Raw genomic sequence first — 17,684 nt, 5'->3', positions numbered from 1 at the left:
AACGAGTTTCCATTCCGTTTCCCGTGTATAAACCACCAAACCGGACCCTTGCACCCCATCAGTTACCTTGACGATTTCACCGTATTTGTTTTCTCTTTCCTTTTTAACCAACCAGATCGGGCGCTCAGATAAACGAAGCCGGTGCCCGCCCATGTAATCCATGTAAGCGGAGAAAAAGCCAAGATCGGCCGCACTGAAACGTGTACGTAAGAGATTTACTACCAAAGGTGAAGCCGCAGCCTTTGAGCTTCACACAATGAAAGAGATTGACGATAAGCCCTGGATGGGTACTAAACCGGATAACCGAAGAATGAGTTAGCTTTTGGAAACTTGTTGGACCATCCATGGCCATACTTTAAAATCAGGCAAGCAAGCCAGAGAGCTCATATCTAAAACAATTGAAGAGTTGGGTAACCCGATCGCCTGCCAGTTTAAAGAACGAGACTACCTAGCGTATCGGGCAACTCGAATCCCATATCGGGGTAAAAATAAATCCATCGAGGTATCCCCGACCACACATAACCTTGAACTGATTTATCTAAAGGGCATGTTCAAGAAGCTGATTAAGTACAATCAGTGGAAATACCCCAACCCACTTGAAGCAATCGAGCCTATCAAAACCAGTGAAAAGCATCTTGCCTATCTAACCAAGCCACAAATCGAAGAGTTCTTTGATAATCTGCAGAGCTGCAAGCGAGTTATCAAGGCATCAATCCCGCAAATTATTGTCATCGCAAAAATTTGTTTGGCCACCGGTGCACGAATCAGTGAGGCACTCACTCTAACTCGCACTCAAATAACCGATTTCAAATTAACTTACACAGATACGAAAGGGAAAAGGAATCGCAGTGTGCCTATCTCACCATCTTTATATCAAGAGATTTTAGATATAGCGGTGAGCGACCATGACATATTTAACACCGGTTACAAAGATGCTTGGCGTTACATAAAAAGAGCCTTGCCTGAGCACGTTCCGAATGGGCAAGCGACACATGTTCTACGGCATACTTTTGCTTCGCATTTTATGATGAATAAAGGGGATATTTTGGTGCTGCAGCGTATTCTCGGCCACACAAAAATTGAGCAGACAATGGCGTATTCTCATTTTGCTCCAGAGCATTTGATACAAGCTGTTCACCTCAATCCTTTAGAGAATTAGTGGCGACAAAATGGCGGCAGCCACTGTAATAGAGCGTTATTTAACGGTTTTAGACGTAAAAAAGGCGACAATTTACACTGTCGCCTTTTGCTATTTAAGAGCTAATTTTGCCTATTCCCAATCAAGGATAACCTTGCCGGAAGCCCCGCTACGCATGACATCGAAGCCTTCTTGGAAGTCATCAATCTTGTAGTGATGAGTGATGATCGGTGAGAGATCTAAGCCAGATTGAATCAAAGAAGCCATCTTGTACCAGGTCTCGAACATTTCGCGGCCATAGATACCTTTGATGATCAAGCCTTTGAAGATCACTTGGTTCCAGTCGATGCCCATGTCTGATGGTGGAATACCCAGTAGCGCAATACGACCACCGTGATTCATAGTGGTTAACATGGAGTTAAACGCAGATGGGTTACCAGACATCTCTAGACCAACATCAAAACCTTCTGTCATACCGAGTTCTGACATCACACCTTCTAAATTCTCTTCTGCGACATTGACTGCACGCGTGACACCCATCTTACGTGCAAGATCTAGACGGTATTCATTAACGTCTGTAATAACAACATGGCGAGCACCTACATGTTTCGCAACAGCTGCCGCCATAATGCCAATTGGGCCAGCACCTGTTATTAGGACATCTTCACCGACGAGATCAAACGACAACGCAGTGTGTACCGCGTTACCAAATGGGTCAAAGATCGACGCAAGATCATCAGAAATACCTTCCGGGATCTTAAAGGCATTAAAAGCTGGGATCACAAGGTACTCTGCAAAAGCACCCTCGCGGTTTACACCCACGCCAATGGTATTACGGCATAAGTGAGTGCGACCACCACGACAATTACGGCAATGACCGCATGTGATGTGACCTTCACCGGAAACACGATCACCAATCTCAAAGCCACGCACTTCCTGACCAATCGCCACAACTTCACCGACGTATTCATGACCCACTACCATAGGAACTGGAATTGTCTTTTGTGACCATTCGTCCCAATTATAAATATGTACGTCTGTCCCACAGATAGCGGTTTTCTTGATTTTGATCAGAATGTCGTTATGACCCATCTCCGGTTTCTCAACCTCGGTCATCCAGATGCCTTCTTCAGGCTTTAGCTTTGATAGCGCTTTAATCTTCATAATATAACCTTAACTCAAGATCCTAGAACCTTAGATGATGCCCATGTCCTTACCAACTTGGATGAACGCATCAATAGCACGATCTAACTGCTCACGAGAATGTGCCGCAGACATTTGAGTACGGATACGAGCTTGACCTTTTGGTACGACTGGGAATGAGAATCCAATCACGTAGATGCCTTTCTCTAGAGCACGTTCAGCAAACTCTGCAGCTACTTTTGCATCACCCAGCATGATTGGAATGATCGCATGATCAGCTCCGCCCATTGTAAAGCCTGCACTTTCCATACGAACACGGAAATGCGCTGCGTTTTCCCATAGACGGTCACGTAAGTCACCACTCTCTTCAAGCAAATCCAACACTCGGATAGATGCATTAACGATCGCAGGAGCCACCGAGTTAGAGAATAGGTATGGACGAGAACGCTGACGTAACCAGTCGATCACTTCTTTTTTACCCGAGGTATAACCACCTGAAGCACCGCCCATCGCTTTGCCGAGTGTGCCTGTAATAATGTCGATACGGTCAACAACGTTATGATGCTCGTGTGTTCCTGCACCTGTTTTGCCCATAAAGCCAACTGCGTGTGAGTCATCAACCATGGTCAATGCGCCGTATTTCTCTGCAAGGTCACAGATCACCGGCAGGTTCGCAACCACACCGTCCATAGAAAAGACACCGTCAGTAACGATAAGAATATGGCGAGCACCCGCTTCTTTTGCCGCGATCAATTGTTGCTCAAGTTCTTCCATATTGTTATTTGCGTAACGGAAACGCATCGCTTTACATAGACGAACCCCATCTATAATCGAAGCGTGGTTTAACGCATCAGAAATAATCGCATCTTCTTTGCCCAAAATGGTCTCAAACAAACCAGTATTGGCATCAAAGCATGAGGTGTAAAGAATGGTATCTTCTTTGCCTAAAAACTTAGACAGTTTCTGCTCTAGCTCTTTATGGATATCTTGTGTACCACAAATGAAACGAACAGAAGCCATACCAAAGCCATGTGCTTCCATGCCTGTTTTACCGGCTTCAATTAACTCAGGGTGGTTTGCAAGACCTAAGTAGTTATTAGCACAGAAGTTTAATACTTCTTCACCCGTAGAAATCTTCACTGCCGCTTGTTGCTGTGAAGTGATAATACGCTCAGATTTATATAAACCTTCTTCTTTCACTTCTTCTATTTGCTGGGCAATTTGTTGGTAAAAGTCAGCAGACATTCGCTTTTCCTTATTTCGATTCTGATGATGTATCGACGCCCTACTTCGACTCACCCGAATATCAGTTCATTGGATGAGGTGAATCATTAACCAGCAGAGGCGATACCTGAACTAGTGTGCCTTTCGTTGATATGGATACAGTGTAATTGAAGCAAGAAATAACGATTATCCCTCAAGATGGAAAAACATTAATGAACTCAAGGCACAAATAAAAACCCAAGGTGGTATTACATTGATTTTAATATAAACATTCTTCATTTGAATGCTTAAGTAATAACTCAAATTCTTCAGCGGGCAATGGCTGACTAAAGTAAAAACCTTGGCCAAGCTCACAATTTAAGTTTTGTAAGTATTCCAGATGCCGTTTTTCTTCTATGCCTTCCGCAACGATTTCAAGTTTCAACGCTTGCGCCATCGCAATAATAACTTTGACCAATGCACGGTCAGAATCGTTTTCAAACATATTTTGCATAAAACTTCGATCTATCTTAAGACGATCAAATGGAAACTTCTGTAAATAACTCAGCGCTGAATAGCCCGTACCAAAATCATCGATAACCAACTTCGCTCCCAAAGCTTTAAGATCATCTAATAAGCCTTTTAGTTCTTTAGTATCACTGAACAATAAACCTTCGGTTACTTCAATATCAAACTTTTCAGCGGGTAAGCCCGATTCACTCAGGTGATGTTTAATTCGTTCAAGTAAGCGTTCGCAATATCTGAACTGCACACTAGAAAAATTAACCGAAATCGATATGGGCGCGATAGATTGCCACCGTGCCGCCTGATGACAAGCATGTCGAATTGCAAAGTCACCTAATTGGTGTATCAAGCCATTTTTTTCTGCGACTGAGATAAATTCATCAGGGCTGACTGAGCCCAACTTGACATCATTCCAACGCATTAAGGCTTCTGCGCCAACAATTCTGCCACTGTGTAAGTTAATAATAGGTTGATAATATAAGCTGAGTTGTTCGTACAATATGGCATGGCGTAAGCGTTTTTCTAGGTCAAGAAAACGTTGCAAATCCTGATTCATATTTTGGTTATAGAAACAAAAAGCATTACGACCCTCTTGCTTAACACGATACATAGCCATATCAGCACAGGCAAGCAGTTGCTCTACTTTTTCACCATCTTCAGGAAATACAGACATCCCAATACTAGCAGACAAAAAGAACTCGTGATTATGCCAAATAAATGGCTGTTGGAATACCGCCAATATTTTTGCAGCAAAATGCTTAGCATTATTTAAATTTTGTAGCTCAGGCACAATAAGAAGAAATTCATCACCACCAATTCTGGCTAAAAAGTCAGTATCTCTTAAAGCTTCTTGTAGACGATCAACGGCTAGTTTAAGTACTTCATCACCAACAAAATGCCCCATTGAATCATTAATTTGTTTGAAGTGATCTAAATCAATAAACATGACTAACACTTTGCTACCGAAATGACTGGCTCTAGAGAGATCTAAGCTCAATCGCTCTGAGCCATGTAAACGGTTCGGAAGCCCAGTCAATGCATCATGTTTGGCTAAGAAGGCAAGTTCTGTTTCAGAAAACTTTCGACGTTCAATTTCTTGGGTTAAACGTTGGTTTTGCTGAGAAAGAAAGTCTTTACGATGTTTCTCCTCTTCTAATTTGATCTTTAGTTCTACACGGTTGTTGTTGAGGTAAAACGCATATAAGAGGCCTGCAACCATCAAAATAGCGATAATACTGAGTATCGTGATAAAGAGTTTTGAGGTATAAAGATCGCTCTTATCGAAAGGTTCAAACCAGGCCATTAAATTATATTGGTTTTTCTCATCGGGGACGGAAAAGTAGATGCTTTCTTGTAGATCACCATCGATCTTATGTAGAATTTGTCTGTTACCCCCAGTATTATCACGGTTGTTCAAATCCCAAAATATTATTTCTTCATCACCCAATCTCAGCACCAAACGGCTATTATGTCCCTCTTGATTACTCTTGTTTAATGATGACGTCACGGTGTTCTTATCAAGATCAGCAATTAAGTACCCCACACGTTTTCCAGAAAAAAGTACATTTTGAGTCAATCGAATATATTTTCGTCCACTTTCTTCTATTATCTGAAGCCGTTTCGACACATTGAGGCGTTGTTTACTTAATTGTTCAGCGACTTCTGATAAAGAAATCTCCTTTTTTCCTGTAGTAGCAATCACTTTGCCATCTAAACCAATCAAGCTTAACCTTTGATACAAAAGTTGTTCGTTCTGCAGCTTTACCTGTGCTTTAGCTTTCAGCTTTTGCTTTAGATTGATCAAGCTTGCACCCAAACCGTATTCCATTGACATACCAGACGCAAGGTTAGCAAAGAATGTTTGCAGTGTTTTATCTGTTGAAAGATGAATCATATCTTCCTTTGCTATGGTTAAGACACTATCTAGCATTCCTGCATAACTTTTTACTTGCAAACCAAGCTCACGATGCTGAGAGTCTTTTAGTTTATTTTGACCTAGCCCCGTCATTGTAATAATTGTTGCTAAATAGACTGAGATTAAACCAGCACAAATAATAATTATTCGTTTACTTGATGTTTTTTTCACAAGTTTTCTCATCACTTATTTTTACTATTTTCCGAGAAATAGTCATGATAAAAATAAAAGATGGATGGATAGTATTTTTCCACTAGTTTTTGATAAGTACCATCTTTCTTGATCGCACTTAAATATTGGTTAAATGCGATTTTTAGTTCTGGTGAGTTGTGACGAAATGCTACTGCCATTTTTTGATTTTTTGAAATAGGGCCAATCACTTTAATTTCACCGGGCCACTTCTCCATTGCTATTAGCGTATCAGCGACATCAAGCAAGGTACTCTCTGCGTCATTTTTCATGATCGCAGGGACCATCTCATTAAGGTGACGACGGCCATCAGGGAGAATGATATCGGCCTTGGTTTCATGTAGCTCGTAAAGATTTGGGTCAAGGCAGGAATGCTTCATTGCCAGCACTGTTCGACCGTCAATCAAGCGCTTCACTTGACGAATATCTTCTTCAATAGAACCTGTTGGTTTAATAGGTTTCATAGAAGAATCCGTACGCGCCACCAGCCATACTCCAGATGGAAAATAATCGTCTGAGAAATCCATGACTTCCTTGCGCCAATCAAGAATCGTTACGCCATTCGCAATCAGATCTCCTTCGATCAACATCGCTCGCCCCATAACAACAGACTTATCTTTATATTCAATATGTTGACCGACTAATTTACCAACAACATTATTCCATTGAGCAGGGACATATTCATAACGAACTCCTATCGAGGTGGCAAAACCTTTGATAATTTCTACATCTAAGCCAGCTAGCGTTTGGATTTCTCCCTGCTCAATATGGGAGACAAAATTGGCATAAGAAACACCAATATGACGTAATACACCTCGCTCTTGAATACCTTTAAGATCATTGGCCAAGAGCAAGGGAGAGAAAAAAATGAACGAGGTAATTCCTTTTGCTAAGCAATACTTAAATATCTTGTTTAACATGCTGATACCTGTTGATTTAATTCCCAATATTAAGAAACACACATGACTCGATCAAAGTGTGTAATACAATCGACTCATGGCTTTTACTAGGCCTGTTACATCCTGATCATCATGAAATAAATGCGTTGAAATACGCAATGCATGAGTTTCTTTCAGGTCTTCTTTCGTCAGTTTAAAACTGGTTGTACGTATAATGTAGCCGTACTCTTCACGTAAACGATCGCGGAAAAGAATCAATTGCTCTTCATTGGTCACATCAGAAAAAGGGTTAAATGTGGTTAAACCACTCATTAAACCTTCCACACCGGGTGAATACACAGTTGCTTGAGGAAATACTTTTCGGATCTGTGCTTTACACTGCTTACTTAATGTTAAGATACGATCCTGAATAGATTGTCGGCCAATTTGATCCCACATTTTACAACTGTCAGTCAAGGCCTGTTTTGCTGGATAATTATCATTCCCTACGTACTGCATTCTGAGTTGTTTGCTAAGGTGTTCAGAGTGAGAAATTGATGAGTTAATCATCCACAATGGTGTCTCACGATCATGCCAATACTCATTAAGTCTTTTTGCGTCTTTTCTAATGTAGAGAATTCCTGTACCTCCAGGTCCACACTGCCACTTATGACCCGAGCCAACATAAAAATCACAGTCTATGTCATGAAAGTCCAAAGCCAGCATACCAATTGTGTGTGCTCCATCGACTAAAGTTGGAATACAATGCTTCTTAGCGATTCGGCAAATCGCTTTAGCTGGTAAGGCAGTCCCCGTTTTGTAGGTCACATGGGAAAAAACCATCAAGCGAATATTCTGATGGGCTTCAATCACATCACGAAATGCATTGATATAATCCTTCTCTGTTACTGTTTCTGTTCCAGTAAACACTGGCAGTTGTACTTCTATAACTTGAACACCAAAACGGTGTGCAACAACATGTAATGGTGATGTAACCGCAACATGCTCATGATTGGTCGTCAAAATTATATCACCCGGCTCAAAATGTAGGCCATTAATAATCGAGCACACTCCATCAGTCGTGTTTCGGGTTAGGACTAACTCCTCAGCCCCAGCACCAAAACCCGGAGCTATCGTGTGGTACATTTCTTCAACATGTGGAAACGGACCAAATTTATCTTTCATATCCCAAGGGTTTTTAGCAACCAATGTATTATTACGGTCATAAGCTTCTAAAACATGTTTTGGCATTGAGCCGGTTGTACCTACGTTCATATAAGTACTTTGCTTATCTAAAACAAATTGCTTTTTTACTTTCCTCCAAAAACCTTTGTGAGCACCAATGGCCTGTGCTGAATGTTCCCAATCTAAGCTTTCTAAATTAGCCTGAACTGAACTCGAAAAAACAGACGTACCAATACCTGCTACAGCAGCACCTGCCGCACCTTTAATAAAATTACGACGACTTTGGTTAGTTTTTGTAAGTGCCTGCTCCAGCATCCACTTTATCCTTATAAAAATATGAGAATGATGCTCGCACAAATTATTAGTGTTTGAACTGAGAAACTCGTATTGGACTCAAACTCTTTAGTTACAAAATTGATTAAGCATATAAAAAAGTTTTTACAGAATAACATTCTAATTCTAGTGATCTAATAACGTCGACTCTTTATCAGTAATTAAGTGACTTATTGCTCATTTTTATTTGCTACTATTTTATATTGAAACAAGTTGGTAACATTACCTAAGCAATAACTTCCAAAAACCACTCAAAATCTTAACCAGAGCTCGACTTTGCATCTAAAAGTGATATTTTTATCAAATAAAACCATAAGCCATTCACTCGCTGATACGTTTATCTCAAGGTATACTGTGTTTATACTTTTCTAAACATATGATTTATGGTCAATCCAAAACTTATTGCTTTATTGCCCGACTTAGCGGCCTTTATTCTCGTTGTCAACGAAGGAAGTTTTACTGCTGCATCTAAAAAACTGGGAGTAACGCCTTCTGCTCTCAGTAAGTTAATTACTCGCCTAGAACACGCCCTTTCTGTAAAACTTTTTGAGAGAACAACTCGAAATCTACTCATTACTCAAGCAGGCAGTAAGGTTTATGAACAAAGCGTTACTATGGTGAATGCAGCGCAACTCGCCATTGAAATCTCTGAACAAGACCATACTGAACCTACTGGAACTTTGACTGTAGCCGCACCGGAAGCTTTTCTCAATTCGGTATTACAACCATTCGTTCTGCCTTTTTTACAACATTATCCGCATATCGAACTTAGATTAAGGGTCGCCGATGGAGAAATTGATCTGTTTCGTGAGGGCATTGATGTCGCTTTTAAACTTACCGATAAACCTGATGAAAACTTGATTCTACGAGAAATCAGCAAAACCAGCCTCATACTGTGTGCTTCACCTGATTATCTCTTTAAAAATGGAACGCCAACGCATCCTGTGGACTTAAAGCAACATGATTGCCTTTACCTCGCTGAAAACAACAAAGATAATATTTGGTCTTTTTATAAAGAAGAAATGTTCCACTCAATTCCAGTCCACGGTCGATACGCAGTTAACCACTCTCAAATGCGCTTAAATGGTGTGAAAGCAGGATTAGGCATTGGTATTTTTCATGACTTTGTGATTAAAGAAGCCTTAGAACAAGAAGAAGTGATTACGGTTCTATCTGACTGGACAATCAAAAGTAATTATCATGGTGCAGTTGCTATGCAATATCCGCAGTCGAAGTATATTCCTGCTCGTTTGCGTGTCTTTATAGATTTTATCACCCAACACCTTTGCCAATCAGAGTAAAATATCGTATACATCTACTTTAGCATATTATTATGTCTAAAAGTCAGCACTAAAGGGCAGTTCAGTATAACCTTAAAACTGGGGTAAATTGATCCAATAAATCTCACATCAAAGAGCTTTCGATTAAAAGCTCTTACTCTCTAAGGGGAAAAATGATGCTGTCCATATTCGATATCTTTAAAATTGGTGTTGGTCCATCTAGCTCACATACGAACGGCCCAATGCTGGCAGGTTACCATTTTACACAATTGTTGGCGGATAAAGTGGACACTGTCTATAAACTACAGGTTGATCTTTATGGTTCATTATCTTTAACAGGTAGAGGCCATCATACTGACCGAGCCACAGTACTGGGTTTAATGGGCAATAAACCCGACACAATAAACATGAGTAATGCAAAAGAGTCTTTGAAAAAAGTTCTTATTAATCAAACGATAATGCTATCTGGTCATCATGAAATTACCTTTGACTACGACCATGATATAGTTTTTCATAGCGAAAATTTACCACTGCATGAGAATGGTATGACAATTACCGCCCTAAACAATAAAATGCAGACGGTTGAATTTGAAACTTATTACTCCATTGGCGGGGGGTTCATCGCCACTGCTGATGAATTAGAAAACAGCAATAACAAAACGACCATTAAAGTACCGTTCACGTTTAACTCTGCCGAAGAAATGATAGAAAAAGCAGATAAGCATGGTTTAAGCCTTGGCTGTATGATCTTGCAAAATGAACTTAAATTTCACGATCAAGCTGAAATTAACAGTAAAACAGACAAAATCTGGCAAGTAATGACACAATGCATGCAACGTGGATTTGATACAGAAGGAGTGCTTGAGGGTGGATTAAATGTTACAAGGCGAGCCCCTAATCTACTCAAAAAACTAGAAGCAAACAGCTCAATTGAGAGTGACCCAATGGCGATCATGGACTGGATTAACTTATTTGCTTTTGCTGTCAGTGAAGAAAATGCAGCAGGTGGCCAAGTTATCACGTCACCAACTAATGGTGCTGCCGGAGTCATACCCGCCGTACTGATGTATTACCATCGTTTTATCAAAAGCCTTGATACAAAGCAGCTCAAAGACTTTCTTGCGGTTGCTGGAGCTATCGGTATTTTATATAAAACTAATGCCTCAATTTCTGGCGCAGAAGTGGGTTGTCAAGGTGAAATAGGCGTCTCTTCTTCTATGGCAGCCGCTGGATTAACAGCTCTTCGTGGTGGCAGTAACGAACAGATGTGTATCGCTGCAGAAATAGCCATGGAGCATTCATTAGGCATGACCTGCGACCCTATCGGAGGGCTGGTTCAAGTTCCTTGTATTGAGCGGAACGCAATGGGGGCAATGAAAGCCATCAATGCTTCACGCATGGCTCTAAAACGTAACAGCAAATGCTTAATTTCACTCGATAAAGTCATAGAAACCATGTATCAAACAGGGAAAGATATGAACAAGAAGTATCGCGAAACATCCCTTGGCGGGCTTGCGGTTATTCAACTTTCTCCTCCCTGCGAATAACGCGGACAGACACGTGAAGCAAATAACGTGAAAACAAATAACGAGGACAGGCATGAATAAGAAAAGTGTAAATCGGACACAAGTGGAATGAACGAAAAGCCTCACCATAAGAAGCCAATGAATAAATATACAAAAAACGCCCAATTACCGGGCGTTATTTTTCACACTTTATTTAATGTTTTCTTATACTTCGCTTACTGAACAACAATCTCATTCATTAAGTGATCAATTTGAACAACCACTTCTTCACTGGCATCTTCCATAGCATTAATGAATTCTACCATACCATTCATGTCGCCATTATTTGCATGCTTCATAGCTTCACGACCGCTATTATGAACGCCTTTGTGTGGCTCTTCGATCAGTTTGTAGCTTCGTAGATGGCTGTAATTCAAACCATCTCCTTTGTAATACCATTGACCTAATCGACACTCCGAATGACTGTTAACGGTTTCGGAGAAAGCACCGCTTTGTAACAAGCGGTAAATGTTATTCTTCCATATCGCATGATCGAGCTTTACCGTATCAAGGAATGCTCTTGTCGATGCCAAATGGATAACTTGTTTCATATGTTCAGATTTAACGACAACTTCATTCACGATTGCGCCAATTTGAGCAGAAGAGGTAGAAACTTCTTCGGCACAGGCTCGGTTCGCATCGATAGAAGTTTTAATCGTTCCAACTTGCGCTAACACTTGCTTCACCAGTGTGTCGATTTGTTCACTGGCTTCACTGGCCTTTCCTGCTAACGTTCTTACCTCATCCGCAACAACAGCAAAGCCCCTGCCTGCCTCACCTGCGCGAGCAGCCTCTATCGCAGCATTCAAAGCCAACAAGTTAGTTTGATCCGAGATTTCTTGAATACTCGAAACTAAGTGTGAGATAGACGTCGCCGTTTGATCCAAAATAAGCACAGACTCACTACTTTGCGAGGCTTGGGAGCTTATCTTGCAAGCACGATCGTCCAAATGACCCAGAGCTTGGTGAGTTTGCTGAAACATGTCATCAAGTTGTTTCAGGTCCTCACTCTCTCGAGCCATTGACTGCGCACTTTCGACCATTTCAGTTCGAATTGTCTGCAACATGGTGCCACCTCTAAGACTACTCAGCATCAAATCATCACGGCTTTGGAAGTTTTTCTGCGCCAGTGTTGCAGATTGCTTGGCCTCTTGAAGCTGATTTTCAACAGCAATCACGTCGTCCTGATACTTATTTTTTAATGCCGCTAATTCTTGTTTTAACGCATTATTTTCAGCTTTAAGCTTTTTAATTCCAAACATGGAGACATCATTTGTAACAAAGTGTAATATTGTTGATTATATTTTGATTATACAATAAGAGCAAGCTTTGAAAATATTTTCATGAAATTAGATTAAACATATCATTATATATGCTTTTATTATTGAAACTATTATATAACATTTACTTCTATTTATAGCCCACATCACATTTTAGTACTTTAATATGGTCCAAATGAAGGTAATCCTTCGTGCTATAATCAGTGTTACGTTTTTCTTTGCCTATTAATTTAACTATATTAATGATTGTTATGTAATTAAAACAACTCAAAGTACTTCATCATTAAGCTGTCCAAACGATGACCTTTTCTGTGATGCTCTCTTAAAGCGCCTGTAGTCTACTAGTTTTCTCAAACTTGAATATAATACCTAGTACAGTCAATCAATATAAAATAAATTAACACTTATATATTATAAAAAATTTTAAAATAAGAATTAATTTGGATTTAGTTATAATTAAAATAAACGAAAATAACACGACATTAGGCTGTTGGATTCTGTCGCAAATATAGCTAAAAACTTGACAGATCAACCCTCCAGATACAATCATTCTGCGAGATCTGAAAATCGCTCAAAGGCAGTCTCTCCTTCAATCTCAAATTACCCTCGTTTCAACATCACCCAAATAGTTTCAAGGATAATTTTGGAAGGGAAGTGGCAGCTTCTAAACATAAGAACCAGTCTTTAGTATTGATTTTTGGGTTAATCATGCCGAGTATCCGAAAGTTTGCGACAAAACCAAGAAAAAGCACGGTTTATTGATTTGAGAAAAAACACAAAAAAACCAGCGACTAAGCGCTGGCTTTAAAATTAAAAAGTTAAAATAACTTATTTAACTTCTTCAGTTGTTTGGTATTGGAACGCAGGAACAACAACTTCTACACGACGGTTAGCTTCACGACCTGCACGAGTTGCGTTGCTTTCTACTGGGTTCGCTTCGCCCATGCCTTTAACAGACATACGCTCAGCAGTGATACCTCGAGATTGGAATTCCTCAGCAACGGCTTGTGCACGTTTTTCAGTTAGCTTTTGGTTGTAAGCTTCAGTCCCTGTCGTATCGCTATAACCGGTAATCTCAACTTGAGCTTGTGGGTAAGTATTCATTACCTCAACAGTACCGTTGATTACTGATGCATTGTGAACTTCAGCACTTTCTAGGTCGAACTGAACCGTTGCAGTTTGAGCTGGGTACTCATTATCAATAATGCGAGTTGCTGGACGAGTTTCTACAACTTCTTGAACGGCTGGCTCAGCACCAAACTTGTAGTTTACACCTAGACCAAAGAAGTTTGCATCCATATCTTTGATGATGTTATCAGACATGTCTTGGTAACGTTGGTACTCAGCGCGTAGGCTCCAGTTGTAGTTGATTTGGTATTCAGCACCAAGAGAACCAGTTGGAACGAAATCTTTCTCGTCACCAGCCATCATGTAAGCGCCACCTACTTTTGCAAATAGGTTCCAAGCATCGTTAAGTGGTAGGTTGAATTTAGGAGCAAGAGTAATCGCCCATAGATCACCATCAACAACGTTTTTACCAGCTTTGTTGAAGTTACCAGTAAAGTCACCTAGGTAGTCGACACCGTATTCAGCAGCAATGTACTCATTAAAGTTGTAACCCAAGTGAAGACCAGCAGCAAAAGCATCGTCATCACAAGGTGCGTTGAGATGACAAGAATCATCTAGAGAGTTGTAACCTAGCTTACCACCGATGTATGTATCTGCAAGAGCAACATTTGACATTACGCCACCAGCAAGAATGGTAGCCACTGCAAGAGCAATTTTTTTCATTATTTTACCTTTAGCGCGAAGGTGTGCTTGATATTGGTACAACGTTATAGTCGTCAAACACAAAGCAAAAACCGACGCTATTTCAAGTGATTTAAAACTACGCCAACAAGCTTGAACTAATGTCTCTCAACAGTGCCTTTACAAAATTTAGGCAAGACATGAGTACTCCACTGTAACTCCCCTCTTTATCATCCAGCCAGTCTCATTTCACCATTTTGATTGATGGCAAAAATGTCTGGTCAACAAAGATGATCGAACTGCGGTAACTTTGTGACGCAAATCTCAAAACCCACTTTAACAGAACAATCAACTTTATTGTAAATTAGATTTCTTATTGAAACGATTAGTTTTTTTTATCGTTAAGCAAAGAGTGAACAATATCAGATCAAAAAGAACACAAATAGGACAATAAACAAACCACCACATAAGTAATGAGTGGGGAAAAGGTTACAAAAAAGCACAGTTATCATACTAACACTGTGCTTTTTTTGTTCAGATCTTGCTTAAAACAGCTAGGGTTGCAGCCAGAATATCTTGGCCAAACAACACACTTCGCTCTGCTGACCAGCCGTATAGAGGGTCAGGATAGTTGTTGTTATCTTTAAAGGGCATCTCAACCGTGTAAGATAAACATTTAAATTGCTCTGCGACCCAGTTTGAACCAACGGTTAAATTCGCTTGGCCAGGTTTATCTTTATCGTATCCTACTTCATCTTGAAACTCTGGAGTGATGGTTGATAGCGCATCTTTAAACGCTATTTCCAACTCCAACAAGCGTTGATTGTAAGAGGGAATCCCCTCGGAACCTGCAACAAAATTATAAGGCAGCGCTTCATCACCATGCAAATCCAGAAAAAGATCAGCACCCGTTGCGAGCATCTTCTCCCGTACAAGAAAAACTTCAGGGCTTTTATCCATTGAAGGTGATTGCCACTCTCGATTGAGGTTAACTCCTGCAGCATTCGTCCTCAGATGTCCTCGGACGCTACCGTCTGGGTTCATATTTGGCACAACATACAGTACAGCCTGTTCGAGCAGTGCTCGAGCCACCATATCGTTCTCATCAAGTAATCGCTGTATCATACCTTCCACACACCATTCAGCCATTGTTTCTCCTGGGTGTTGGCGTGCAATAATCCAAATTTTCTTTTTATTTTGACCTGCTTCCCCAAAAACCAGCAAACTCATGTCATTATCATCCAACGTATGACCTAAGGTTTCTAAGTTACAATGGTGTTGACTCTGCGCCATGTGTAGTAAGTCTAAGTGTCGATCGTAAGTATAAGGCGCAAAGTAGGCAAAATAGATTGAACGCCTTTCTGGGATCACAGTGAAAGACAACGTATCGCCATCAAACTCAGCAGGCACCCGAAACCACTCTTCACGATCGTAAGAAGCCACAACATCATAGCCTTGCCAACCTTCAGGATAAGCTGATTTTGCTAAGTCTAGTAACTTAATGGTATGTGGCTGTTCAGCTTCACTCTCAAGGCGAAAATGAAACCATTGATAAAATTCTGATAAATTATCCTTCGGAATCTTGAGCTGAATATCATTCTTATCATCCAACTTTACAATCTCAATACTACCACTATCGAAATTACTAAAGATTTTCATCATAGCTCCTCTTTTCTTTAAAAATTCAGCCACCGCTTAAAAAATTAGCGTAGATTGGTGACTGATAAGGTTAGGCAGTAGCGGACTTTGATTCAACAATGAGCGCATCATGACGCCAATATTCAATATCACAACCGAACACTAAACCATTCGCTGAACAACGAATGTGTTCAATAACCATCGCTGGTGCTCCTGGAGTCGCTCTCAGTAATTGTGCGACTTCTCCTTGCAAAGTTTGTATAGAAAATCGATATCTGGTTGTTTGATCATGCAGACCATACTGCTGATGGTAAAGGTTTGTCAGCGACTGACTTAAATCAAATTCCAATAAGTTTGGACATTGCTCAGGACAAACATAACTTATTACATACATGACCGGACGCTGATTCAAATAACAAATGCGTTCAATACTATGTATATCAGAAAAGGGGGATAGACCCAATAATTGTGAAGCATGCTTGTTAGCAAGAAGCGTTTTTGCTCTCACAAGCTGAATCTCGGGAGTAAACCCTTGCGCTTTAGCCATAATGGAAAAATCACAAAAATGTTCAAGATCATAGCAAAGTGGCGTAGGTGAAATGAACCAACCTCGACGATCCTCACGATAGATACGTCCTTCGGCTTCGAGCAATGACAACGCCTCTCGCAACGTGACACGTGTTGTCTTAAATGATTCCGCTAATTTTCTCTCAGCAGGAAGCTTTTGCCTGGGCGATAGCATACCTGTATCGATTTGCTCCATGATAGCTTCTTTAATTTTTATGTATTGCACACATGCCCTTTATTCTTATACCGCTCATAATGATAATTGTTGCGCAAGTTCCGATAGTGAATTGACAGTGTAAGTAGGATGGATACCTTCCGCACACTTTGCTCCTGACACATTCAGCCAACACGTATCGATGCCAAAGTTCTGACCACCAATAATATCTGAGTCTGGATTATCTCCAACCATAAGTACACGCTCTTTCGCTGGCATGCCCATACGTGTCATTGCGTACTCAAAGATACCCAAATCAGGTTTCGCTATACCAACTTGCTCTGAGATAACGACCAAATCAAAAAATGGGGTCATTCCTGTGCGCTCAAGCCTAATTGCTTGCAGTTCTGTAAAGCCATTAGTAATTATACCCATCTTCACTTTGCCATGCAGTTTTTCAACTAACTCTTTTGCTCCAGGCAACAAAGTACAAATGTCTGCCATCGCCTCTAAAAAGGCACTGTTTAACTCTGTTGTCGTTGTATCGAGTTTCTGCGCCCATTCAAGAAAACGCCTATGTTTCAACTCATCAGCGGTAATAGCACCATTTTGATAATCAACCCATAATGGCTTGTTGGTAGCTTGATAATGCAAAAAATCTTGCTGTGTGAAATCAACGCCTTTGAGAGAAAACATATGCTGTAAACCTTTAAAAGCATCAAAGTTAAATAAGGTTTCATCAGCGTCAAACAAGATCCAATCGTAATTCATTATCGTTTCCATTATTATCACGTTTCAGGCGCTTAGTTTATATTGTTTTCAATTTATAAGTAATGACCTTAAAGGGAAATTCATTGTTTCCTTTTTATCAACCCCTATCTATATATTAGGATGCTAGGGCATATAACCTAGCAATAACGCAATCAAAGAAAGGAATCTTGC

13 protein-coding genes and 1 pseudogene are annotated in these 17,684 nt (G+C 40.4%); 3 read left to right on the top strand and 11 right to left on the bottom strand.

What is annotated here, in order from left to right; all coding sequences use genetic code 11:
- A pseudogene (locus VSA01S_RS20185) lies at positions 1-192 on the bottom strand (replication endonuclease); the annotation flags it as partial.
- Positions 193-322: 130 nt separating this feature from the next.
- On the opposite strand from VSA01S_RS20185, the gene VSA01S_RS07420 reads away from it, so the two are divergent.
- Positions 323-1,159: a phage integrase gene (locus VSA01S_RS07420; protein WP_443098122.1), complete on the top strand. Its 837-nt coding sequence runs from the start codon at positions 323-325 to the stop codon at positions 1,157-1,159.
- A gap of 111 nt (positions 1,160-1,270) precedes the next feature.
- On the opposite strand, the gene tdh is transcribed toward VSA01S_RS07420, so the two are convergent.
- The 5 genes from tdh to VSA01S_RS07395 form a co-directional block, all read right to left on the bottom strand.
- Positions 1,271-2,302 (bottom strand): L-threonine 3-dehydrogenase, encoded by a 1,032-nt coding sequence (gene tdh, locus VSA01S_RS07415; protein ID WP_039982754.1) that lies wholly within the window; start codon positions 2,300-2,302, stop codon positions 1,271-1,273.
- 30 nt (positions 2,303-2,332) lie between these two features.
- On the bottom strand, positions 2,333-3,526 hold the full coding sequence (locus VSA01S_RS07410; protein ID WP_039982755.1) for a glycine C-acetyltransferase: 1,194 nt from the start codon (positions 3,524-3,526) through the stop codon (positions 2,333-2,335).
- 238 nt (positions 3,527-3,764) lie between these two features.
- The gene (locus tag VSA01S_RS07405) at positions 3,765-6,107 is read right to left on the bottom strand and encodes a bifunctional diguanylate cyclase/phosphodiesterase (RefSeq protein WP_039982757.1); all 2,343 of its coding nucleotides are present in this window, start codon (positions 6,105-6,107) and stop codon (positions 3,765-3,767) included.
- On the bottom strand, positions 6,107-7,033 hold the full coding sequence (locus VSA01S_RS07400) for a transporter substrate-binding domain-containing protein (protein ID WP_039982759.1): 927 nt from the start codon (positions 7,031-7,033) through the stop codon (positions 6,107-6,109). Before VSA01S_RS07400 ends, VSA01S_RS07405 begins: the two co-directional genes overlap by 1 nt.
- 51 nt (positions 7,034-7,084) lie before the next feature.
- Positions 7,085-8,491: an aminotransferase class V-fold PLP-dependent enzyme gene (locus tag VSA01S_RS07395; RefSeq protein ID WP_039982760.1), complete on the bottom strand. Its 1,407-nt coding sequence runs from the start codon at positions 8,489-8,491 to the stop codon at positions 7,085-7,087.
- A gap of 401 nt (positions 8,492-8,892) precedes the next feature.
- Between VSA01S_RS07395 and VSA01S_RS07390 the strand changes: the two genes are divergently transcribed.
- Positions 8,893-9,810, top strand: coding sequence for a LysR family transcriptional regulator (locus VSA01S_RS07390; RefSeq protein ID WP_039982761.1), 918 nt, complete (start codon positions 8,893-8,895; stop codon positions 9,808-9,810).
- 155 nt (positions 9,811-9,965) lie between these two features.
- Positions 9,966-11,336: an L-serine ammonia-lyase gene (locus tag VSA01S_RS07385; protein ID WP_039982763.1), complete on the top strand. Its 1,371-nt coding sequence runs from the start codon at positions 9,966-9,968 to the stop codon at positions 11,334-11,336.
- A 194-nt stretch (positions 11,337-11,530) separates the two neighbouring features.
- Here VSA01S_RS07385 and VSA01S_RS07380 read toward each other — a convergent pair whose 3' ends face one another.
- The 5 genes from VSA01S_RS07380 to yjjG all read right to left on the bottom strand — a co-directional run bounded on the left by VSA01S_RS07380 (position 11,531) and on the right by yjjG (position 17,513).
- Positions 11,531-12,616, bottom strand: a complete 1,086-nt coding sequence (locus tag VSA01S_RS07380; RefSeq protein WP_039982764.1) for a methyl-accepting chemotaxis protein — start codon at positions 12,614-12,616, stop codon at positions 11,531-11,533.
- Between the two features lie 846 nt (positions 12,617-13,462).
- A complete protein-coding gene (locus VSA01S_RS07375; protein ID WP_039981791.1) occupies positions 13,463-14,425 on the bottom strand; it encodes an outer membrane beta-barrel protein in 963 nt (320 codons plus the stop codon).
- Positions 14,426-14,917: 492 nt separating this feature from the next.
- A complete protein-coding gene (locus VSA01S_RS07370) occupies positions 14,918-16,042 on the bottom strand; it encodes a M14 family metallopeptidase (protein ID WP_039981790.1) in 1,125 nt (374 codons plus the stop codon).
- Positions 16,043-16,112: 70 nt separating this feature from the next.
- Complete coding sequence (locus tag VSA01S_RS07365; protein WP_039981789.1) at positions 16,113-16,814, bottom strand: UTRA domain-containing protein; 702 nt, start codon at positions 16,812-16,814, stop codon at positions 16,113-16,115.
- 24 nt (positions 16,815-16,838) lie between these two features.
- Positions 16,839-17,513 (bottom strand): pyrimidine 5'-nucleotidase, encoded by a 675-nt coding sequence (gene yjjG / locus VSA01S_RS07360; RefSeq protein WP_039981788.1) that lies wholly within the window; start codon positions 17,511-17,513, stop codon positions 16,839-16,841.
- Between the last annotated feature and the right edge of the window lie 171 nt (positions 17,514-17,684).

This window comes from Vibrio sagamiensis NBRC 104589, assembly GCF_007990935.1.
Lineage (GTDB): Bacteria > Pseudomonadota > Gammaproteobacteria > Enterobacterales > Vibrionaceae > Vibrio > Vibrio sagamiensis.
This window is presented reverse-complemented; position numbering and strand designations above follow the sequence as displayed.